This window comes from Gordonia sp. CPCC 205333 (assembly GCF_048537885.1).
Lineage (GTDB): Bacteria > Actinomycetota > Actinomycetes > Mycobacteriales > Mycobacteriaceae > Gordonia.
The window spans coordinates 161884-183609 of sequence record NZ_JBCLVI010000003.1; the positions used below are offsets into that span (position 1 = coordinate 161884).

22 protein-coding genes are annotated in these 21726 nt (G+C 63.0%); 14 read left to right on the forward strand and 8 right to left on the reverse strand.

Annotated elements, in window-relative coordinates; genetic code table 11:
- Positions 1 to 11 precede the first annotated feature (11 nt).
- Positions 12 to 221 (forward strand): hypothetical protein, encoded by a 210-nt coding sequence (locus AAFP29_RS10925; protein ID WP_419217401.1) that lies wholly within the window; start codon positions 12 to 14, stop codon positions 219 to 221.
- A gap of 117 nt (positions 222 to 338) precedes the next feature.
- Here the strand turns inward: AAFP29_RS10925 and AAFP29_RS10930 are convergent, their stop codons facing one another.
- Both AAFP29_RS10930 and AAFP29_RS10935 read right to left on the reverse strand, forming a co-directional pair.
- Entirely contained in the window at positions 339 to 2009 is a 1671-nt protein-coding gene (locus AAFP29_RS10930) for a glycoside hydrolase family 13 protein (protein WP_419217402.1), read from the reverse strand.
- A 9-nt stretch (positions 2010 to 2018) separates the two neighbouring features.
- Positions 2019 to 2444: a globin gene (locus AAFP29_RS10935; protein ID WP_419217403.1), complete on the reverse strand. Its 426-nt coding sequence runs from the start codon at positions 2442 to 2444 to the stop codon at positions 2019 to 2021.
- 180 nt (positions 2445 to 2624) lie between these two features.
- Here AAFP29_RS10935 and AAFP29_RS10940 point away from each other — a divergent pair, with 180 nt between their 5' ends.
- From AAFP29_RS10940 to AAFP29_RS10950, 3 genes are all read left to right on the forward strand, one after another.
- On the forward strand, positions 2625 to 3173 hold the full coding sequence (locus tag AAFP29_RS10940; protein ID WP_419217404.1) for an HNH endonuclease: 549 nt from the start codon (positions 2625 to 2627) through the stop codon (positions 3171 to 3173).
- A 136-nt stretch (positions 3174 to 3309) separates the two neighbouring features.
- A complete protein-coding gene (locus AAFP29_RS10945; RefSeq protein ID WP_419217405.1) occupies positions 3310 to 3558 on the forward strand; it encodes a hypothetical protein in 249 nt (82 codons plus the stop codon).
- The gene (locus tag AAFP29_RS10950; RefSeq protein WP_419217406.1) at positions 3545 to 4018 is read left to right on the forward strand and encodes a DUF5130 domain-containing protein; all 474 of its coding nucleotides are present in this window, start codon (positions 3545 to 3547) and stop codon (positions 4016 to 4018) included. Before AAFP29_RS10945 ends, AAFP29_RS10950 begins: the two co-directional genes overlap by 14 nt.
- Before the next feature lie 65 nt (positions 4019 to 4083).
- Here AAFP29_RS10950 and AAFP29_RS10955 read toward each other — a convergent pair whose 3' ends face one another.
- Complete coding sequence (locus AAFP29_RS10955) at positions 4084 to 5454, reverse strand: cation:dicarboxylate symporter family transporter (protein ID WP_419217407.1); 1371 nt, start codon at positions 5452 to 5454, stop codon at positions 4084 to 4086.
- Positions 5455 to 5600: 146 nt separating this feature from the next.
- On the opposite strand from AAFP29_RS10955, the gene AAFP29_RS10960 reads away from it, so the two are divergent.
- Together AAFP29_RS10960 and AAFP29_RS10965 are read left to right on the forward strand one after the other, a co-directional pair.
- Positions 5601 to 7163, forward strand: a complete 1563-nt coding sequence (locus tag AAFP29_RS10960) for an ATP-binding protein (RefSeq protein WP_419217408.1) — start codon at positions 5601 to 5603, stop codon at positions 7161 to 7163.
- Entirely contained in the window at positions 7160 to 7855 is a 696-nt protein-coding gene (locus AAFP29_RS10965; protein WP_419217409.1) for a response regulator, read from the forward strand. Before AAFP29_RS10960 ends, AAFP29_RS10965 begins: the two co-directional genes overlap by 4 nt.
- A gap of 110 nt (positions 7856 to 7965) precedes the next feature.
- Here AAFP29_RS10965 and pepN read toward each other — a convergent pair whose 3' ends face one another.
- Positions 7966 to 10551: an aminopeptidase N gene (pepN, locus tag AAFP29_RS10970; protein ID WP_419217410.1), complete on the reverse strand. Its 2586-nt coding sequence runs from the start codon at positions 10549 to 10551 to the stop codon at positions 7966 to 7968.
- Positions 10552 to 10653: 102 nt separating this feature from the next.
- Between pepN and doeB2 the strand changes: the two genes are divergently transcribed.
- The 5 genes from doeB2 to AAFP29_RS10995 all read left to right on the forward strand — a co-directional run bounded on the left by doeB2 (position 10654) and on the right by AAFP29_RS10995 (position 16436).
- On the forward strand, positions 10654 to 11835 hold the full coding sequence (doeB2, locus tag AAFP29_RS10975) for a N(2)-acetyl-L-2,4-diaminobutanoate deacetylase DoeB2 (protein WP_419217411.1): 1182 nt from the start codon (positions 10654 to 10656) through the stop codon (positions 11833 to 11835).
- Positions 11836 to 11897: 62 nt separating this feature from the next.
- Complete coding sequence (locus AAFP29_RS10980) at positions 11898 to 13151, forward strand: aspartate aminotransferase family protein (RefSeq protein WP_419217412.1); 1254 nt, start codon at positions 11898 to 11900, stop codon at positions 13149 to 13151.
- Positions 13148 to 14374: an ectoine hydrolase gene (gene doeA / locus AAFP29_RS10985; RefSeq protein ID WP_419217413.1), complete on the forward strand. Its 1227-nt coding sequence runs from the start codon at positions 13148 to 13150 to the stop codon at positions 14372 to 14374. Before AAFP29_RS10980 ends, doeA begins: the two co-directional genes overlap by 4 nt.
- Positions 14371 to 15747 (forward strand): NAD-dependent succinate-semialdehyde dehydrogenase, encoded by a 1377-nt coding sequence (locus AAFP29_RS10990; protein WP_419217414.1) that lies wholly within the window; start codon positions 14371 to 14373, stop codon positions 15745 to 15747. Before doeA ends, AAFP29_RS10990 begins: the two co-directional genes overlap by 4 nt.
- 53 nt (positions 15748 to 15800) lie before the next feature.
- Positions 15801 to 16436: a DsbA family protein gene (locus AAFP29_RS10995; RefSeq protein ID WP_419217415.1), complete on the forward strand. Its 636-nt coding sequence runs from the start codon at positions 15801 to 15803 to the stop codon at positions 16434 to 16436.
- A 107-nt stretch (positions 16437 to 16543) separates the two neighbouring features.
- Here AAFP29_RS10995 and AAFP29_RS11000 read toward each other — a convergent pair whose 3' ends face one another.
- The gene (locus AAFP29_RS11000) at positions 16544 to 17653 is read right to left on the reverse strand and encodes a M48 family metallopeptidase (protein WP_419217416.1); all 1110 of its coding nucleotides are present in this window, start codon (positions 17651 to 17653) and stop codon (positions 16544 to 16546) included.
- Between the two features lie 22 nt (positions 17654 to 17675).
- Here AAFP29_RS11000 and AAFP29_RS11005 point away from each other — a divergent pair, with 22 nt between their 5' ends.
- Both AAFP29_RS11005 and AAFP29_RS11010 read left to right on the forward strand, forming a co-directional pair.
- Positions 17676 to 18146, forward strand: a complete 471-nt coding sequence (locus tag AAFP29_RS11005; protein ID WP_419217417.1) for a ribose-5-phosphate isomerase — start codon at positions 17676 to 17678, stop codon at positions 18144 to 18146.
- The gene (locus AAFP29_RS11010) at positions 18147 to 18968 is read left to right on the forward strand and encodes an Fpg/Nei family DNA glycosylase (protein WP_419217418.1); all 822 of its coding nucleotides are present in this window, start codon (positions 18147 to 18149) and stop codon (positions 18966 to 18968) included.
- Between the two features lie 40 nt (positions 18969 to 19008).
- Here the strand turns inward: AAFP29_RS11010 and AAFP29_RS11015 are convergent, their stop codons facing one another.
- A complete protein-coding gene (locus AAFP29_RS11015; protein ID WP_419217419.1) occupies positions 19009 to 19140 on the reverse strand; it encodes a hypothetical protein in 132 nt (43 codons plus the stop codon).
- Between the two features lie 249 nt (positions 19141 to 19389).
- Between AAFP29_RS11015 and AAFP29_RS11020 the strand changes: the two genes are divergently transcribed.
- Positions 19390 to 20325 carry a PE-PPE domain-containing protein gene (locus AAFP29_RS11020; RefSeq protein WP_419217420.1) on the forward strand — a complete coding sequence of 312 codons (936 nt, stop codon included), beginning with the start codon at positions 19390 to 19392 and terminating at the stop codon, positions 20323 to 20325.
- Here the strand turns inward: AAFP29_RS11020 and AAFP29_RS11025 are convergent.
- Together AAFP29_RS11025 and AAFP29_RS11030 are read right to left on the reverse strand one after the other, a co-directional pair.
- The gene (locus tag AAFP29_RS11025) at positions 20297 to 20950 is read right to left on the reverse strand and encodes a pyridoxamine 5'-phosphate oxidase family protein (protein WP_419217421.1); all 654 of its coding nucleotides are present in this window, start codon (positions 20948 to 20950) and stop codon (positions 20297 to 20299) included. The genes AAFP29_RS11020 and AAFP29_RS11025 overlap by 29 nt on opposite strands.
- 89 nt (positions 20951 to 21039) lie before the next feature.
- Positions 21040 to 21711, reverse strand: coding sequence for a L,D-transpeptidase (locus tag AAFP29_RS11030; RefSeq protein ID WP_419217422.1), 672 nt, complete (start codon positions 21709 to 21711; stop codon positions 21040 to 21042).
- Between the last annotated feature and the right edge of the window lie 15 nt (positions 21712 to 21726).

Below are 21726 nucleotides of genomic sequence, written 5' to 3' on the forward strand. Positions count from 1 at the left end.
GTGTGGGGTGCGTGGTCTCGATACACCCGGCTCGGCTGGCGCCTCGCCGGGCACTCGACCAGCGGTGGATCGGCGCTCGGTTGGCGGTGAAACGGTGCTCGGTCTGCGGTGGATCGGCGCTCGGCTGGCGCCTCGCCGGGCACTCGACCAGCGGTGGAACGGCACTCGACCAGCGGTGGAACCGCACTTGGTCGGCGGTGGAACAGCTTGATCGGCCGTGAGGATGGGACTCGACCAGTGGAAAGTTGTTGATGGTCGAGTGCGCTCGCCGAGCGAAGCGAGACGCGCGTGTATTGAGACAAGCAGACGCTTGCGCGAAGACGTAGGAGTTCTCGGCGTTACCCCGCGAGCCACGCGGTCGCGTTGGGTGCCAGTTGCCCGTCGATTAGCGGAGCGCTGGTCAGCAGTACCTCGCCCGGTGGTAGGGCTACCGGGTGGGAATTGGTATTCAGTGCACACACCAGGTGTCCGTCGGCTCGTCGGAAGGCGAGGCACCCCTCGGGAGCTCCGTACCACTCAATTTCATCGCCGTCGAGTTCCCTTCTCTCGTAACGCAACTCGATGGCGCGACGGTAGAGCGACAACGTTGAATCGATATCCTCCAGTTGCGCCTCGACGGTGAGCGAAGCCCACGATGCCGGGATCGGCAGCCACGTCGAAGGCGAACTACTGAAGGCGAACGGCGGCTCAGTGCCCTCCCACGGCAGCGGCACCCGGCAGCCATCGCGACCTCGTTCGGTATGCCCCGATCGCTCCCACACGGGGTCTTGCAGTACTTCATCGGGCAGATCCACGTTGGGCAGGCCCAACTCCTCACCGTTATAGATGAAGATCGAACCGGGTAGCGCGAGCTCGACCAATGCCATCGCACGTGCCCGGTCGGCACCCAGGCGCAGATCACCGCCGTCGGCGTAGCGAGTCACCTCTCGCTCGACGTCGTGATTGGACAGGGTCCAGGTGGGAACGCCACGGACCGATGCGACCGATGCCAGTGCGTTGTCGATGGCGCCGCGGATCTGATCGACATCGAATTCCGCCTTGGCCAGTCGGAAGTTGAACCCCAGATGCAACTCGTCCGGGCGGATGTATTCGGCGAAGGCCGTGTTGTCGTCGACCCAGATCTCGCCAACATTGGCAGCGGCCGGATATTCGTCCATGACTTCGCGGATCTTGCGATGGATAGCGTGCACACCGGAGTTGTTGAAACGCAGGTCATTGTCATCATTCACCAGGAGCCCGACCGAGGCCAGATCCATATCGGGCAGACCGTGCGGCTTGGCCATGCCGTGGGCTACGTCGATGCGAAAGCCATCGACGCCCCGATTCAGCCAGAAGCGGAGGGTTTTCGCGAGATCGTCGAATACGTCGGGATTGTCCCAGTTCAGGTCCGGCTGCTCACGGGCGAAGATATGCAAGTACCACTGTCCGGGTGAACCATCGGATTCAGTGACCCGAGTCCAGGCCGGTCCGCCGAAGACGCTCGGCCAGTTATTGGGGGGTAACGCACCATCGGGACCGAGGCCGTCCCGGAAAATGTATCGCGCGCGTTCGAGTGACCCGGGCCCCGCGTCGAGGGCTGCGGCGAACCAGGGATGCTGATCGCTGGTGTGGTTGGGGACCAGATCCATTGTCACCCGAATGTCGCGGTCGTGTGCGGCGGCAATCAGGGCGTCGAAAGTGGCGAGGTCGCCGAATAGTGGGTCGATGGCGCGGGGGTTCGCGACGTCGTAGCCGTGGTCGGCCATCGGCGATGTCATCACCGGACTAAGCCAAATCGCATCGACGCCCAGTAGTTCGAGATAGCCCAATCGATTGATGACACCACCGAGATCGCCCACACCGTCGCCGTTGCTGTCGGCAAACGAGCGAGGGTAGATCTGGTACACCACGGCGTTGCGCCACCAGGTCCTGCTGTCATCCAATTGTGTAGCTATACGGGAGTTTTCGTCGGTTGTTCGGGCAGCAAGGTCACTTGATCCGGTGTTCTTGCTGGGGACCACGTTGCTCATGGGACTCAACTATAGGGGGCTGTTCACCAGTGAGTTGGCGGCCATCTCCATGTAGTTGATCAACGCCGCGCGATGGTCGTCGTCGAGCGTCGCGGCATCGATCGACCCGATCGCGATATGCATGCATCGCAACCAGGCATCGCGTTCGAGCGGACCGACGTGGAACGGCACGTGGCGCATGCGTAGCCGCGGATGCCCGCGTTCGTCGGAGTAGGTGTGCGGCCCGCCCCAATATTGTTCGAGAAACATCCGGAACCGACGTTCGGCCGGGCCCAGATCCTCCTCTGGGTATAGCGGTCGTAACAGCTCATCCTTGGCGACTTCTTCATAGAACCTGGCGGTGAGCTGGGCAAAGGTAGGTGCCCCACCGACCTCCTCGTAGAAAGTGGTCGGCGTGGATGCGGACTGAGGGCTGGGCTGGCTCACGGGAACCATTGTGTCACTTCGCTCGACGTTGCCGCTGCGGCCGAGTTTCGCTACCCGGTGTTCATTCAACCGACCTGCGACGACACGAAGAATTGTCGTGCCGAGCGGGCCCAGATGTGTTTCGATGGTTGGCGTCCAACAGTTTGGGATCTGGAATTTCCCGACTCGCACAAACGTGGAGGACAAAACGTGCGAAGTGCTTCCTGGGAACGGAGCGCGTGGGGGCGGCAGAAGGTACTTCTGCTCAACGCCACGTACGAGCCGTTGACCGTCGTCACCATTCGGCGTGCCGTCGTGCTTGTTTTGCGAGAGCGCGCCGAAATCATTCACGGCGACTACGGCGCTGGCGGCGCATTGCATTCAGCCGAGGTTTCCCTCCCGACGCCGTCGGTAATCCGGCTGACAACTTATGTCCGAGTGCCATATCGCGCGGTCATCCCGATGACGCGGGCTGCGCTGATGTACCGGGACAGTTCTCGCTGCGGCTACTGCGGGGCCAAAGCGACCACTATCGACCATGTGATTCCGCGCAGCCGGGGCGGTCGCAATACCTGGGACAACTGCGTGGCATGCTGCTCCGGCTGCAACCATCGCAAGGCCGACCGGTTGCTGAGCGAATTGGGCTGGCGACTGGCGGTGAAGCCGGTCGCCCCGCGCGGTCGGCACTGGCGGTTGATCGCGTCGATCAAGGACATCGATCCAACCTGGGAGCCGTATATCGACGCAGGTGCGGCCTGATCCGACAGCACCAGCCGACGCGGGGCGACCCTTCATGAGTCGCTCCGGGAACTTTGGGATAGATTGACTACGATGGTCTGTCGTAGAGAGTAAGAATCGACGGACGCGAATCCATAACGACTCCGAAGGGCGGACGATGGAAGATCTCATTGTTCCCATCGGCCTACCGATCACCATCCTGGTGCTCGTGGCCGTCGCACTGTGTGTTGTCTCGATGATTTTCTCGGGCGGCGCCAAGTACCCGGCCGTAGCGCAGTACAAGCTTGGCGAGCAGTGGACTCAGGGGCCACTGCTGTTCAGCGCCACCGAGATCTCGCCGATGGCATTGGCCTCGCATGGCGAGCCGACGGATGTGGATGGAGGTGCGGCAAATGGCAAGTGGTGATCATGCAGTAGCAGCAGTGGATCCGGCGTCGTTGCCCGTCGGCACGGTCGTGACCAATAGTGGTCGTATCTCGGCGGCTCGCCTGCCTGGCGATGCCCCTACGACGCCGCCGTTCAGCAAAGACGAGCTCATCGGCCTTGATGACGCGTTGAAGGATGCGAGCGAGAAGGCCGAGGTTCGATTCTCGGTCTACATCGGCGACTTGGGCGATGATCCAGTCGCAGGCGCGCGTGCGCAGCTCTCGAATGCACCCGAGCCGGCACACGGCGCGCTCATCGCGGTATCGCCGAACAGCAAGGACATCGCGATTGTCTCCGGCAGCGCGGTGGCCGGACGCGTCAACGATCGAGTCGCTCAACTCGGCGTGACAGCTGCGGTTCCCGCCTTCCGCAACGGTGAACTCATCGACGGGCTGATCGCGGCCCTGCGCGTGATGGCAACTGCCGCCGTCGCACCCTAGCGACTTCGACAGACACAGGTCAGGCCCGACACCTCGTGGTGTCGGGCCTGACCTGTTTGTGGCGCTCAGTGTGCGGCGGCCAACGTCTTCGGTTCGATCGGCACGTCGTCGACCATGTCGGATTCATCGAATGGCAGGCGCCCCGATAAGACTTCGTCGACGCGTTGCGAGTCGATCGTGTGCGTCCAGGAGCCGACCAGCAGGGTGGCGACGGCATTACCGGAGAAGTTGGTCAGTGCTCGTGCTTCGGACATGAACCGGTCGATGCCCACGATCAAGCCGACACCGTCGAGCATCTCCGGTCGGTGTGCCTGCAGACCTCCGGCGAGGGTGGCGAGTCCCGCGCCGCTGACGCCCGCCGCACCCTTGGACGCGATGATCATGAATGCCAGCAGGCCGATCTGCTCGCCGATCGACAGCGGATCGCCCATCGCATCGGCGATGAAGATCGATGCCATAGTCAGGTAGATGGCAGTGCCGTCGAGATTGAACGAATATCCGGTCGGCACGACGACCCCCACGGTGGTTTTCTCGACGCCGAGGTGTTCCATCTTGGCAATCAGCCGCGGCAGCGCCGACTCCGACGACGACGTCGCTACGATCAGCAGATACTCCCGTGCCAGATACCGAGCGAGTTTGAAGATCGATACACCGGCCGATGTCCGGAGGATGACACCAAGTACGCCGAATACGAAGATGATGCAGGTTATGTAGAACGCCAGCATCAGCGTCAGAAGCTGTTGCACGGCAGCCCAACCCGTCTGCCCGACGACGCTCGCGATCGCGCCGAAGGCACCGATCGGAGCCACCCACAGAATCATCGTCAGCACCTTGAACACGAGCTTCTGGAAGTAGGTCACCGCGACCAGGATCGGCTCACCGGTCCGGCCCATCGCCTGGACTGCGAAACCGACCAGCAGGGCGACGAATAGTGCCTGCAGCACACTGCCGCCGGTAAGTGCCGAGATCATCGTTTCGGGCACGATTCCCTGGATGAAGTCCCAGGTGCCGCCGGCCTCGTGGGCTTTCTCGGCGAGTTCGGCTCCCTTGCCCGACATCGACGAAATATTCAGTCCCTCACCGGGTTTGATCAGATTCCCGACTACCAGCCCGATCGCCAGCGCGATCGTCGACATGACCAGGAAGTAGACGAAAGCCAGGCCGCCGACCTTGCCGACGGTCGCGGCCTTACGCACCGATCCGATGCCCAGCACGATGGTGCAGAAGATCACTGGCGCGATCATCATCTTGATCAGGTTGACGAAGAGCGTGCCCAGGACGCCGACCTCCTTGCCGAATTCTGGGAATAGCAGGCCGACGACTACGCCGCCGATGACCGCGATGATCACAGCGATGTACAGCCAGTGCGTGCGGTCGCGCTTCTTAGCTACCGGCGTTACCGCCGGTTCTTCAGTCGGCGGGAATGGTGCGGTCATCAGGACGCCTCTTTCGCATCAGGGAACGGCCACGGGATGTGGAACGATCAACGAGTATGAATTGTGGGGGATAGAGGTGACTCACGTCACCATTGATTTCATTTCGTTCACGACCTTAGACAGATGGACGCCGGTTGGAGGTGAGGATGCGAAGGCTTTTGCCGTCGAGCGTGGCCGGTCAAGCGATGCTGATCGCACTGTCGGTCGTCGTGATCCTCGTGGTCGCCGCAGGCATCCTCGCCACATTCGATGCCCGGGCCGACGGCCGTCAGGCCGCTCGCGAGAAGGTCGGTGCGGTGGCGGTCAGCGTCGCTGCCGCACCATCGACGGCACGGGCGCTGCGCACGAGCGATCCCACGGCGATTCTGCAGCCGATGACCGAGGGTATCCGCACCCGGACCGGCGTCGGATTCATCACCATCATGAGCAGCGACGGCATTCGGTACACGCACACCAATCCCTCGTATATCGGTAGGCACTACCTGGGCAACATCGAGGTGCCGTTACGCGGTGAGACGTTCACCGAGACCTATCGCGGCACCTTGGGGCCGTCGATTCGCACCGTGGTACCGATTCGGGCCGACTCTGGTGCGATAGTCGGCCTAGTGTCGGTGGGTATCACTACCGACAGTCTCAGCCGCAGTTGGCAGTCGCAGGTCCCACTCATCGCCGCTCTGGCGGGTGCGGCGCTCGTCTGCGCGATGGCCGGTCTGTGGCTTCTGCGTCGGCGAATCAGTCGCGACACCGGAGGGCTTGCCCCACAAGAACTTCGGCACATGTACGAACACCACGACGCTGTGCTGCGCGCGGTTCGAGAAGGGCTGGTCGTCACTGAGAATGGGCTCCCGGTGCTGATGAACGACGAAGCGCGGCGACTGCTCGAAATCGACGTCGGCACCGAGGTGACCGCGCTGCCCGATTTTCTGACCGACGGTGCACGAGAGATCTCCGATCGGCTCTACGTCGATGGCACCCGGGTGTTAGTTGTCAACCGAATGCCGGTGCCTGGTCGGCGTGGATCGGCTGTGGTGACTATTCGCGACCGCACCGAATTGTCCTCCACCATAGGCGAATTGGATTCGATGACGAAGTTTGCCGAAGCGCTGCGCTCGCAGGCGCACGAGTCAGCCAATCGGTTGCATACGATAGTGACACTGGTTGAGATGGGACGCGCCGCCGACGCGGTCGCATTCGCAACGGATTCGCTCGATTTGTCGCAGCAGCTGATCGATCAGTTCGCGGAGGCGGTTGCCGAGCCGGCATTGGTCGCATTGCTATTAGGCAAGGTCGCCCAGGCCGGCGAGCGCGGGATAGCGTTGACTTTGACCGAGGATTCCCAATTATCCGATGCCGCAACGCAAGTGCTCAGCACGTCGGAGCTCGTCACCGTGGTCGGCAATTTAGTCGACAACGCACTCGACGCGGTCGATCCCGCCGACCCGTGGGTCGAGGTGGGCATCACCGGAGATTGTCAGGGATTGGAGATCATCGTCGCTGACAGCGGAGCTGGGATGGATCCGGAGATGTTCGCGCGCGCTCAGCATCGGGGGTACTCGACGAAATCGGGCGGCGACGAAGCGGGCCGAGGGATAGGACTCGCGTTGGTCGGGCAGGTCGTCGCGCGACATGCGGGCACGATCGTGGCCGAGAACAGCTACGGGTCGGTGGTGCGAGTGAACTTCGTTGCGACAGAACGGAATGAGCGATGATTCGGGTGTTGATCGTCGAAGATGACCCGCTCATCGCGCAGGCCCATCGGTCCTATCTGACGCGGGTTGGCGGATTCGATGTCGTAGCCGAGGCGATGACGGCCCAACAGGGGTTACGGCTTGCGTCGGAGGCATCGCGCACGCTGGAACCGGTTGACCTGGTCCTACTCGACCTCGGTCTGCCCGACGCGCGCGGTGTAGATCTGGCATCGGCATTATCCGGCGTGACACCGGCACCGGACATCATCGCGATCACGGCTCAGCGCGACTTGGCGTCGGTGCGTGATGCGATGTCACGCGGTGTGCTGCTCTATTTGCTCAAGCCGTTTACCTTCGCCGCATTCAGGGAAAAGCTTGAACAGTATCGGCGATATCGCGAGGCGATGGTTGTCGGCGGCGATGCGGTGAGCCAGCGCGACGTCGATCACGCGTTGGCGCACCTGCGTACCGCCGATGACCGGCGTACCGCGAAAAAGGGAGCGTCGGGTGCCACCGAGGACGCCGTCGCGCGGACTGTTCAGAATAGCGAGTCCGGCCTCACCGCAGCCGAAGTGGCTGCGGTGCTGGGGAGTTCGAGGGTGACGGCGTGGCGTTATCTGGAACGGCTGGCCGATGATCAGACGGTGTCGAGGGTGACCGAATACGGCAACGCCGGCAGGCCGCAGGTGCGCTATCGCTGGAAGCGGCGCTGAGACACCCCTTGCCCTCCTCCGCAAACCCGACCCCAGCGGACATACCCGACCCGAATTCCGGGTCGGGTATGTCGGCGCGGGTCGGGTTTGCGAAGAGGGCGAGGGCGTAGCTAGTGGGCGTCGAAGCGCTGTGCGCGCAACGCCCTCGCAACGCTGTCCCGGCCCTCCAAGATCAACCGATGCAACGCGGCCGGAATATCAGTGTCCAGCAACGCATCTGCCGCTGCCAGTGCATTGTCGGATACCGCCCAGTGCGGGTAGAGGCCGATGACGACGGTCTGTGCCACCTCAGACGAACGGCGGGCCCACACCTTGGGCGCGGCATCGAAATATCGCGGCAGGTAGTCCGCCAGCAGCGCACCCTGGCCCGGCCGGGAGAATCCCTCGACGATCGCGCGCGTGGTGACATTCGCGATGGAGTCGTCATCGATCGCCAGATCCCAGGCAGTGGCCTTCGCCGCGGCAAGTGGACGGGACGCTTTCGCTGCGGCGGCGTGACGTGCACCCGTCGCGGTGTTGTCGGCCGCCAGCGTGGCGTCGATGACCGGCGTGAGTTCTGGTGCCTCCGAAGATGAGTCGACAACGCCCGCGGTGGCGAGTGCCCGCAGCAAACGCCACGTGAGATCGGTGTCGACGGTGAGACCGGCCAACCCGTGATCCGCCGGATCGGCGCCCTCGAAAAGCGCCCGCACCACGTCGAGTTGGTCCGTTCCGAGAACACCGCCGATCAGAGTGTTGACGAATGCGAGTTGATGATCCGAGCCGGCCTCGGCCTGCTGTGCGAGTTCCAGAAGTCGCGCGGCGAAACTCGGCCAGCCCTGTTCGGTGGCCCAGTCGGGGTCGGCATAGCCTTCCAGCGCCGACGTCGCCTGCAGCAGAACTCGTTGCACCACACCGATTTCCGACTCCGCCGCGATTCCACGGCCGACGAGTTCGACGAAGTCACGGGCACGCATCTGCGCCTGCCGGGTCATCTCCCAAGCCGCCGACCACACCAAGGTGCGCGGCATCGAGTCGGCGATGTCGCCGATCCGCGTGGTCGCAACGGCCAGCGAATCGGGATCGAGGCGGACCGACGCGTAGGTCAGGTCGTCGTCGTTGAGCAGTACCAGCTGTCCGCGGTTCACGCCGATCAGACCCGCGACGTCGGTACGTTCACCTTCGACGTCGAGTTCGACCGAATGTGCTCGGGTCAGCGCGCCGGTGTCAGCGTCCTCGTCGTAGATGCCAATCTTCATCCGGTGTACGCGAGTTTCACCCGCGCCGGGAGCAGCGCCCTCCTGGACGACGGTGAAACGGGTGAAGTTGCCGTCAGCGTCGACCTCGAAGTCGGGGCGAATCACATTGATGCCGGTCGTCTTGAGCCACTGCGTGCCCCAGTCCGACAGGTCGCGGCCCGACGACTTCTCCAGTGCGGCAAGAAGATCCGCGAACGTCGCGTTACCAAACTTATGAGCGGCGAAGTAGTCGCGCAGTCCGGCCAGGAACGGTTCCAGGCCAACGTAGGCGACCAGCTGCTTGAGCACGGATGCGCCCTTGGCGTAGGTGATTCCGTCGAAGTTGACTTCGACGGCGGCGATGTCGGGGATATCGGCGGCGACCGGGTGAGTGGAGGGCAACTGGTCCTGCCGGTACGCCCACGACTTCTCGACGTTGGCGAACGTGGTCCACGCGTTTTTGTACTCGGTGGCCTCGGCCTGCGACAGCACCGAGGCGAAGGTAGCGAAAGATTCGTTGAGCCACAGGTCATCCCACCACTTCATGGTGACCAGATCGCCGAACCACATATGCGCCATCTCGTGCAGGACGGTCTCCGCGCGCCGCTCGTAGAGATAATTGGTGACGCGCGACCGGAAGACGTAATCCTCCAGGAAGGTCACCGCGCCCGCGTTCTCCATGGCGCCAGCGTTGAACTCCGGCACGAACAACTGGTCGTACTTTCCGAACGCGTAGGGGATGCCAAAGTTCTTGTGGTAGAAAGCGAAACCCTGCTTGGTCTCGGTGAAAAGGCGTTCAGCGTCCATATGCTCGGCGAGCGACGAGCGGCAGAAAATACCTAGGTCGATGGTGCCGTGCTCGTCGGAGTACGCATCAGTCCATTTGGTGTACGGTCCCGCGATCAACGCGATCAGGTAGGTGCTCAACAATTCGGTTGTCGCGAACACATGGGTCGCGGTGTCGTCGCCGTTGTCGGTGACCGAGGCGCTCGCACCGTTGGAGATGACCTGCCAGTCGGCCGGTGCCTTCACGACGACGTCGAAGATCGCTTTGAGATCGGGCTGGTCGAAGCATGCGAACATCCGCTTGGCGTCGGCAGTTTCGAATTGCGAATAAAGATATACGGCGTCGTCGGTCGGGTCGACAAACCGGTGCAGTCCCTCACCGGTGTTGGAATAGGCGCAATCGGCAACTACGACAAGCTGATTGGACTCGGCCAGTCCGGGCAGCACGATGCCCGTCTCCTCGTCGAAACTCTCGATGGCCAGCGCGGCACCGTTGAGGGTGACCGAGTGCAGCGTCGGTGCGACCAGGTCGACGAAGGTCGAGGTTCCGGCTGTTGCCGAGAACTCGACCGTCGTCGTCGAGCGGAAGGTTTCGGTGCCGGTGGTCAGGTCGAGATCGATGTGGTAGTTGGCGACGCGGACCAGTTCGGCGCGTTCGGCGGCTTGGATTCGGGTCAGGTTGGGTGCGCTCACCATCGCCACTCTAGTGGTCGATCTGGTAACTATGGCGGGCCGGATTGAGTGATCGGCGCTACGTTGGGGAGGAGACGGGCGTCAAAAACGAGGAGGTTCGGTGTGCACGTCGAATGGCCAGAGGTACTCGCCGAGGCCACCGAGGTCCGACATGCCCTGCACCGCCGCCCTGAACTCGCCTGGGCCGAGACCGAAACCGCCGGTGCCGTCCGCGCAGCTCTAGCCGCTCTCGACATTCCGTTTCGAGAGTGTGCGAGAACCGGAACGGTCGCATATCTCGCATCATCAGCACCCGGCCGCCATATTGCGTTGCGGGCTGACCTCGATGCCATGCCAATCGTGGAATCCACTGAAGTTGGGTACACGTCAGAAGTCGCCGGAGTGATGCATGCCTGCGGGCACGATGGACACACCGCGACGTTGCTAGCCGTCGCACGGTGGTTGAAGAGTCACGAAAGGCAATTGCCTGGGCCGGTGACGCTACTATTCCAACCGGCCGAAGAGGGTGGTCACGGCGCGCGCGAGATGATCGAGGACGGTTGCTTTGCCGGTACGTCGGACAGTGGTCCGGTAGCGGAGGTCTTCGGTTGGCATAACTGGCCTGGCCTGGCGGTCGGACATGCGATCTGTCCCGACGGGGCGGTGATGTCCGCGAACGGCACCTTCCGGGTTCGATTGCGAGGCGCGGGCGGGCATGCGTCGCAGCCCGAAGCGACCCGCGATCCGGTACTCGCGGCTGCAGCAGTAACCGTAGGGCTGCAGCAGGTGGTGTCGCGCAGACTCGCGCCGCATACCGCCGCAGTCGTGGCGGTGACCTCGTTACGCGCCGAATCGGCCGCCACGGTAACCCCCGACGATGCTGAACTCGCGGGCAGCGTCCGGGTCGCCCAAACGGCCGATCGGGATCACGTATTCGATCTCATCACCCGAGTGGCGGAAGGCATAGCTTCGGCTCATGAGGTGAGTGCGACCGTCGAAGCCTCGCCACGGTATGACGCAACGGTCAATCATGCCGGACCGGCGGCGGAGCTGCGCGAAGCGCTCGCCTCCGTCCTGGGTGACGAATGGGCGGGCCACGACGTCGGCGTGCCCGTGATGGCCTCCGAAGATTTCAGCTACTACCTGCGCGCGCTTCCGGGCGCCTTCGCGTTGATCGGCGCGGGCGCGACGGCATCTCCGCTGCACAGCGGCAATTATGACTTCAACGATGACCTGATCGATCCGGCTGCTCGGGTGCTGATCCGCCTGGCCGGCGGACCTGACCCACACGTCGACTCCCGCTGACCATCGAGGACAAGAAAGATGCGAGAACCACCGAAAGAAAATTAGTTAGGAGGACTACCCGCATGGATACCACCGCATTCGAAAAATGGGAGTCGGAGGTTCGCGCATATTGTCGCGCTTTCCCCACGGTCTTCGAATCCGCGTCGAACGCTCGTCAGGTCGACGAACAGGGGCGGTCGTATATCGACTTCTTCGCCGGCGCCGGAGTACTCAACTTCGGACACAACAATCCGAAGATGAAACGAGCGATGATCGACTTCCTCGAGGCTGACGGCATCGCGCACGGTCTCGACACCTACACCACCACCAAACGCGACTTCATCACTAAGTTCCACGACGTGATCCTGGAGCCACGCGGGATGGACCATCGGATGCAGTTCACCGGCCCAACCGGCACTAACGCGGTGGAAGCGGCCTTGAAGCTCGCACGACTGGCAACTGGGCGTCGCGAGATAGTCGCCTTCAGTCACGGATTTCACGGCATGACGCTTGGTGCGCTCGCCGCGACCGCCAACGAAGCATTCCGGAAATGGGCCGGCGTGCCGCTACGCGATGTCGTGCGATTGCCATACGAAACTGCTCCCGGCGGGAAGACGGCACTTGCGGACTACGCCGCCGCGATCGGCGATGGTTCGAGCGGTGTCACGGCTCCGGCCGCGTTCCTGGTGGAGGTGGTACAGGCCGAAGGCGGCGTCAACGTAGCGAGTGCTCAATGGCTGCGTGATGTGCAGGCGCTGGCCCGCGACCTCGGCGCGCTGTTCATCGTCGACGATATTCAGGCGGGCTGCGGACGTACCGGCAGCTACTTCAGTTTCGACGGATTTGGGCTGGACCCCGATGTCATCACGCTGGCCAAGGGGCTCGGCGGCTATGGCACGCCGATCGGGATGAACCTGAACAAACCCGAGATAGACCGACACTGGGCCCCCGGCGCGCACACCGGAACCTTTCGCGGGCAAGGACTTTCATTGGTCGCCGGCGGCGTTGCGCTCGACTACTTCCGCGACGATGTGCTGATGACCGAGGTCGCGGCGAAGGGGGATGTGATGGCGCAGACGTTGGCTACCCTCGCGGCCGACCATTCCGACCGGAACTGGGAAGTGCGCGGGCGGGGCATGATGCAGGCGCTCGACGTCGGCGACGGTGACCTGGCCAAACGAGTCCAGACGCTGGCCTTCGACAACGGTTTGTTGATTGGACCGTGTGGCACCGGTGGCCGGGTTCTCAAACTGATTCCACCGCTCACCATCGGCGACGATGATCTGGCCGCGGGCCTCGACATCCTGTCCGCCGCGATCACCGAGGCCGCCAAATGAGGGCCCGCGACGATATGACATTCCCGATCGCCGAATACGAGCGGCGCCTCGGCGAATTGCGCACCCGGATGGAGAAGCGGGGACTCGACGCGGTGGTCATCACCGATCCCGAGAATCTGATGTACCTCACGGACTATCAGACCACCGGCTATTCGTTCTTCCAGGCGCTGGTGGTGCCGCTCGACGATGAGCCAGTGATGATCACGCGTGCGATGGAGGAGTCCAACGTTATCGCGCGGACCTGGGTGGAACGCACGCGTCCCTACCCGGATACCGGCGATGCCATCCAGGAACTGGTTCTGACACTCAATCAATCCGGGCTCGGCACCAAACGTGTTGGCTACGAACGCAATAGCTACTTCTTTCCGGCCTACCAGCAGGATCGGGTGCACACTTCATTTCAGCATGGCGTGCTGATGGACTGCTTCGGCATCGTCGAAGCCGGTCGTGCTCGGAAATCCGATGTCGAGATCGAGGTAATGCGCAAGGCTGCCGCTGCCACGCAAGCCGGGATGGCTGCGGGTCTGGCGGCCGCGGTGCCGGGCAACACCGAGAACGAGGTCGCCGCGGAGATCAGTGCGGCGATGTTCCGCGCGGGTGGAGAATTTCCGGCGGTGATGCCCTATGTCGCGTCCGGCCCGAGGAGCATGATCGGGCACGCGACCTGGGAGGGTCGCACCATCGAACCGGGCGAACACGTATTCCTTGAAGTGGGTGGCTGTTACCGGCGCTATCACACCGCGATGATGCGAACGGCGGTTAACGGCGAACTGTCCGACTCGATGTGGCAGGCGCAGGAACGGATGAAGTTGGCTCTCGCCGAACTGAAATCGGTGATGCGGCCGGGATTGACCGTCTCCGACGCGGATTCGATTGTGCGCCGGGTGATTTCGGACAACAACGTGCAGGCGAGGCTCGTAACGCGATCAGGTTACTCCATCGGCATCGCCTTTCCGCCGTCATGGGACGAGGGCTATATTCTCAGCTTGAATCCGGGCGACTTCAACGCCCTGGAACCGGGGATGACCTTCCACGTGATCCCCTGGATGTGGGGTGTCGACGGCGACAAGACCGTCGGCATCTCCGACACCATCCGGGTCACCGAGGACGGGTGCGAATCCTTCTTCACGCTCGAGGAGGATTTCACCGTCCATGAGAGCGGCGCCGTTCTCACGCCGGTCACCTCGACGCTGACCGACGCCGACACCGAGGAGGCACTATGACCGCGCTGATAGCAACGGATCCGACGTCGGGTGAAGTTATCCGGGAGGTGCCGGCCGCGGCGGCCGCCGACATCGACGCGGTGATCGAACGAGCCGAACACGCCTATGCCGGCTGGCGTCGTAAGACCTTCGCCGAACGCGGCGAGGTGTTACGTGCGGTCGCCGCGCGATTGCGCGCTGACATCGATGATCACGCGATCCTGATGACCGAAGAGATGGGCAAACCGATCGGCGAGGCCCGCGCCGAAGTGAACAAGGCGGCGTGGGCGGCCGAGCACTATGCCGATCACGGAGCGGACTATCTGGCCGACGACGTGATCGCGTCCGATGCGGCCCGTAGCTACGTGCAGTACTTGCCACTCGGTCCGGTGTTGGGTGTGTTGCCGTGGAATGCCCCGTACTGGTTGGCATTTCGCTTCTGCGCACCCGTTCTCATGGCGGGGAACACTGCCGTGATGAAACACGACCCCCATGTGCCGGGGTGTGCCGCGGCGATCGAGCGCGTGTTTCGAGAAGTTGGCGCCCCCGAGGGCGTGTTCGCGTCGCTACCCGCGGCCACCGCCGACGTCGAACGGGCGATCCGTGATCCGAGGATCCGCGCGGTGTCGTTCACGGGTTCGGATCGCGGCGGTGCGACGGTCGCGGCTATCGCGGCGAGCGAGATCAAACCGTCGGTACTCGAACTCGGCGGCTCGGATCCGTGCATCATCCTGGCTGATGCCGATCTGGTCGCGGCCGCCGACGTCGTCGCATTGTCCCGGATCATCAATGCGGGGCAGTCGTGTATCGCTGCCAAGCGGATCATCGTCGAGCGCGCGGTCCACGATGAGTTCGTCGAGTTGCTGCGTGAGCGGCTGGCCGCACTTGTAGTCGGCGATCCCCGGGACGAGGCGACGCAGGTCGGACCGATTGCCCGGGCGGATCTCCGCGACAACCTTCATCGGCAGGTGACCGAGTCGGTGGCTGCTGGCGCGCGGTGTGTCCTCGGTGGCGAAATGCCAACGGGCGCAGGGTATTTCTATCCGGTCACCCTGCTGACCGACGTGCGTCTTGGCATGGCGGCATGTTCGGAGGAAACCTTTGGGCCGGTGGCCGCGGTGCTACTCGCCGTCGACGCCGACCACGCGGTCGACCTCGCCAACGCCACGCCATACGGACTGGCTGCGAGCGTGTGGACCGCTGCCGAACGAGGAGCGGCGATGGCGCGCGAGATCGTCGCCGGTCAGGTGGCCGTGAACGGGATTGTGAAGACTGATCCGCGGTTGCCCAGCGGCGGTGTGAAGCGGTCCGGATACGGTCGGGAACTGGGCAAGGCGGGTATTCACGAATTCGTCAACGCCCAACAGGTGTGGGTCGGTCCGAAACAGGAGTGATCGTCACGCGGACCGGGAATGTTGCCTGGGTGTTGCGAGTTGACTCGTACGTCGTGTCCGTCATCGAAGGGAATCTTGTGTCCGATAAGAAGAATCGCGTTGACTTCTGGTTCGATCCATTGTGTCCGTGGTGTTGGATCACCTCGCGGTGGATCCTCGAGGCCGAGCAGGTGCGCGAGATCGATGTGAACTTCCACATCATGAGCCTGTCGGTGCTCAACGAGGGCCGCGACCTTCCCGACGAGTACCGGGAGATTCTCAAGCCCGCGATGCGGCCGGTGCGTGTGCTGGCCGCCGCCGCAGCGGAGAACGGCGACGAGATCCTTGCGCCGCTCTACGCCGCGCTCGGCACCCGGATCCACAATCAGGGCAATAAGGATTTCGACGACGTCATCGCCGGTGCGCTTGAAGAGGTCGGTTTGGACGCCGCACTTGCGGAGGCCGCCGATTCCGAGGAGTTCGACACCGCGATCCGCACCAGCCATCACGAGGGAATGGACAAGGTCGGCCCGGACGTCGGTACGCCGACCATCCACGTCAACGGCACGGCGTTCTTCGGCCCGGTGCTTTCGCGGATACCGCGCGGCGAGGATGCGGGGACCCTGTGGGACGGAGTGGTCGCGGTCGCGTCGAACCCGCACTTCTTCGAACTCAAGCGCACGCGGACCGAAGATCCCGCGTTCGACTGACCTTGGCACCACCTGCAAACCCCACTCGCCCGGTCATTCCCGACCCAGAATTGGTGTCGGGAATGACCGGGCGAGTGGGGTTTGCGATAAGTCGTAGGACCCGGAACCTATGGCTTGGTCTGTGACTCCAGGCCGTTGGGCAGTGCGCCCGGCGGTTGTGCTGCGGGGTGCGGCGTTGGGGCGACCGGCATCGCGTTGCCGTTGCCGATTCCGCGTTTGATCGTGCCCGGCCGCCACAGCATCGAACCCGCGCGGGTTCGATCACGCAGGGCAGCAGCCCGCCACGTCAGCACCGGATGAGACGACATCGCGTTGACGACGAAGACGAAAAAGCCCTTCTCGCGGCTCGCGCGGTCGGCCAGTTCGTCGAAGTCGACGGCGGAAAGCATGTACTTACCGGCGGCCATCGCACCGATCGCGCCGGGAGCGCCCGATGGTTGGGTGTAATAGCCGAAGTTGTCGGCGGTGTATTCCTGGGTACGCGAGAGCAGCGACCCAAGGATCGGGACCTGCATCAGCAGCCCGGTGGTCAACTGGCGCCAGTAGGAGGTATGTCCGGCGGCGATGTGTCCGATTTCGTGTCCGATGATGAATTGAAGCGCTTCGGGGCTTCGGGCCTGGCCGCCGATCTCGAAGAGATCGGAGTAGACGACGATGAAGCGGCGGAATCCGTGCCCCGAGGCGAAGGCGTTGATCGCTCCGTTGCCGGTGACGACATAGGCATCTGGAACGTATTCCAGGCCGTAACGCGCTGCCGCGTCGACGACCATCTGATACCCCTCGGGGAATTGGGTCGGCGTCATTTGAACGCCGTTGACCCGCATCTGGGCGTAGGTGGTACCACGAATGAAGACGTACAGGACCGGCAGGAGTAGCGCGGTGAGGAATAGCTCGCTGACGTTGCCCAGGGTCACCAACAGGATGGCGAACAGGTAGAACAGCGCGGTCAACACCAGGAATACGACCAGGGTCGGTATCTCCCACGGATGGCGTTTGGGAACCCCGGCGTATTTGGCCGGGGGCAGCCACTGTGCGGGATAACCCGGTATTTGCGGCGGTGCCGCGGTCGCGGCCGCTGGTGATCCGGCGGTGCCAGGTACAACTCCGGGGACAGAAGGGATCGGTGTGACCGTCCGATCGGGTGCGCCCGGCTCCGGGGCCGCGTCACCGCTCGATGCCGCGGAGGCGTGATGGGGGAGCGAAGATTGTGGGTCCACGCGTCCAATCTATAGTGACGCCATGCGTGTCTATCTAGGTGCCGACCATGCCGGTTTCGAATTGAAGAATCAGATCGCCGAACATCTGGCTGCTGGCGGTCATGAAGTGATCGACTGCGGGGCACACGAATACGATGCACTCGACGATTACCCGGCCTTCTGTGTAGCCGCGGCCCAACGCACCGTCGCGGACCCAGGAAGTTTGGGAATTGTGTTGGGCGGCAGTGGAAATGGCGAGCAGATCGCCGCCAATAAGGTGCCCGGCGCGCGCTGCGCACTGGCCTGGAGCGTTGAAACCGCGCAACTCGCGCGACAGCACAACAAAGCGCAACTGATCGGCATCGGCGGGCGGATGCATAGTAAAGACGAGGCATTGGCCATCGTCGATGCTTTCCTGTCGACACCGTGGTCAGGAGAGGATCGGCACCAGCGTCGAATCGACATCCTGGCCGAGTATGAGCGGACCGGTGTCGCGCCGGCGCTTCCGGAGTAGATGCCCGAGGGACATACGCTGCACCGTCTGGCCCGACGGCAGCATCGTCTCCTTGGTGGCCAGGTGGTTGCGGTGAGCAGTCCACAAGGACGCTTCGCCACCGAGGCCGACATTCTCGACGGCATGGTCTTTGCACGCGCGCAGGCCTGGGGAAAACACTTGGTGCAGTCTTACCGTCCGATCGGCGCCGGACGATCTCGTGCAGACGAACGCCTCGTTCATATCCACCTCGGTCTTTACGGGGCTTTCACCGAGGAATCCGTACCGGTGGGCGAACCGGTCGGTCAGGTGCGACTGCGGGTGGTCGGTGCACAGGTCGGTATCGACTTGCGCGGACCAAATCAGTGCGCGCTGATCACGCCCGATGAACTCGACGCTCTCGTGGCGCGGCTCGGGCCGGATCCGCTGAGAGCCGACGCCGATCCGGCGCGGGCGTTTTCGGCGATATCTCGGTCCACCCGTCCGATCGGCGCATTGCTGATGGATCAGAAGGTGCTAGCCGGCGTGGGCAACGTATATCGCGCCGAAGTGCTGTTCCGGGCGGGAATCGATCCGATGCGCGAAGGCAGACAGATCTCGTCGGACGAGTTCGACGGCATCTGGCACGACTTGCTGGAGCTGATGCCGATTGGTGTTCGGCGCGGCAAGATGCATGTAGTGCGGGCCGAGCATGATCACGGTGCGCCGTCCTACGCGGATGACCGACCACGAACCTACGTCTACCGTCGGGCGGGGGAGCCGTGCCGAGTCTGCGAAACCGCGGTCCTGACGTCAGTGCTCGACGGGCGAAACCTGTTCTGGTGCCCGGAGTGTCAGGCCTAGCGACACGAATGTGTCGAAAGCCGTTGATTTACATCGTGTTTCAGCGAATTTCGGCGCGCTGCGCCATTACCAGTAACTCGTCACGCTGATTCCGGCTCGGCACCTGCTGAATGCGGTTGTAGAGCTGAATTTCCTGGGAGGCGCTGAAGATGGAACGGATGCGGGCGAACATTACGGAATCACTTACCTTGAATCTGGGATGAGTTACATCTACCAATGTCCTCGTTTCCATGGAAACTTTCAATGTGATCTTGGGTACGTTTGCGGTGGTCAGGGGGCTGCAAGGGCTCATATCCGACCGATGAACCAGGCAAAGATGCTCCCTGGCAAGACAATTGGCGGAGAACTGGGTCGAATTCGGTGCCGATCATCCACACGCCGTTCTCAGCAAGAGTATGCGCGGCTCTCAAGTTGGGTGACGATGATCGAAGAAGTGAACACCAGTCAGCAGCTCAGCGTCCTCGTCGTCGGTGGCACCGGCGAGTCAGGTGTCGGCGATACGCGGACCGAGGTGACGGGTCTGCTCGAGCAGGTGACGACGCACCTGGACGACAGATTCGCCACGACCTGGGTGCCGTACCCGGCAAGTTATGGTCCCGCACCGCTGCTTTCGGGAATGACATACGAGGGCAGTGTGCGGGTTGGCTGTCGAAACCTCGCCAACGCCTTCGAGACTTCGTCGGGTCCGGTGATGATGCTCGGTTACTCGCAGGGTGCGGTGGTGGTGCGACGGTTCATCGCGCAGTTGCAGGCGACCGAACCCGCTGCGCTCAAGCGGGTTCTCGGACTGGGGCTGGTCGCTGATCCGCACCAGCCGGCCGGTGCTGTTGATGGGTGTGACGGATTCGGGGTCGCTGGCCCAGGTGCTCGGGTTGACCTTGTTCCGGCATATTGGGTTGGCGCCGCCGACGACATGATCTGTAATGCCAGCTCCGATTCGTTGATCCGAGACATCGCCGACCTGACTGGGCAGCTCGGTTTCAATGGCCGCCGAGCGATCCGCAGCTCGATACATTCGGTATGGGAGACGTTGTCCAACAACAAATTTCAGAACGCTGATCGGACTGTGATTTCCCCGTCCCAGTGGCGTCGCGATATCGGGCGGTTGTCGGTGGCCGCGCGGGAAGTCGCAGGCTATCTCCCTACGGTGATCGCCTGGCGCGGGTTCGCCGTCCACAACGACCGCGGCGGTCGGCACACCTCATACAGTGTCGAACCCTATCGCTCGTGCTCGCTCACCGAGCGCGAGGCGACCGGCTGCGAGATCTTGGCCCGCTGGATGCAGGTGCAGGCAACATTCGGCGTGCCGACGCGGACGCCCACGTTGGTCACTCCGACGTTGGCTCGGGCTGCGTGAGCTGACGCCGCAGCTCGGTAACTTCGGCGCGCAGATCGTCGATCGCCGAAATGTATCCCGCCGTCAATTCGCTGACCTGCTCCTGGGTGTACTGCGGCACCATGCTGCGCGAACAATTCCAATCGAGGGCTTCGACGTCGATGACGATCGATCGCTCACAGTGTGCGCTGATTCGTGAATCACCGACCTGGCGTAACGCGTCGAGCAACTGCGGATCGTCGTGTGCCTCGACGACGGTCGCGTGACCGAACAACTTCACCCGGCGGCGTCGGGGGTAGTCGGCGACAAACATCGCGACCCGGCCGTTGGTCTCGATATTGCCGATCGACACGTATTGGGCATTGCCCCGATGGTCGGCGAAGCCGATCCGGCTGCCACCGAGGTGATGTATGAATCCAGGTGGGCCACTTCGGTATTGAACATACGGCCAGCCGCCTTCGGTGACAGTCGCCAGATGAAACTGAAATGATTCGACCAATAGGTTTACCGCACGCTGATCCAGCGGTGCGGGGCCGTCGTCGTCTCGGCGGGTTTCGGCACCGTAGGCGACGAAACTGCCGTTACGCTGCTGCCGCGCCAAGGCCCGGTCTCCGAAGACTAGGTGATGATAGTGATTGTTGGGCACAGTCGGTCTCCGATCGAACGCGGTGTCACACAATAAAGGGCCGGACCTCCCATTGGGAAGTCCGGCCCTTTTCGAGGTGATTCTAAGAATCAGTTTCCGTCGTACTTGCCACCGACGGTGCCGCGAACGACGATCGGGGTGTTACGCGGGATGGTGTCGAATACCCACTTGCCATTGGCAGTGGAGATGTTGATGCAGCCGTGGCTCGCGTTGCTCTTACCCTGCTGAGCGACCGACCAGGGAGCAGCGTGGATGAAGATGCCGTCGCTCGACATCCGCGTCGCGTACTCGACGTAGGTGCGGTAGCCCTCGGCCGAGTCGATCGGCACGCCGTAGGTGGACGAGTCCATGTACATATCCCGGTACTTCTCGTCGGTGTAGTACACGCCGTTCGGAGTCGGGTGATCGTTGGTGCCCATCGAAATCGGCATGGTTTTGACGACCTCGCCGTTGTGCCACCAGGTGATCTGATGGGTCGAGTCCTGGGCGAGAGCGATCCAGCCGGTCGACGTCTTCACGTTCGGGATGGCCGGGCTGGCGGGCTTTTCCGGCGTGGTGGTCTTCGGAGCCTTCGGCTTTGGCTTGGGCTTCGGGGTTGTCGGGGCACCTGGGATCTCGATCGGGGGGAGACCCGGGATGATGGTGACCGGCGCGGCGCTGGCCAGTGCGGGCAGCGATGCCATCACGGCGAGAACACCGACAATGGTGGTCAGAAGTCGTGTGAACAGGCGCGTACGTCCTGAACGCTTATTAGTCAGCACTGAGTCGAACCCTTA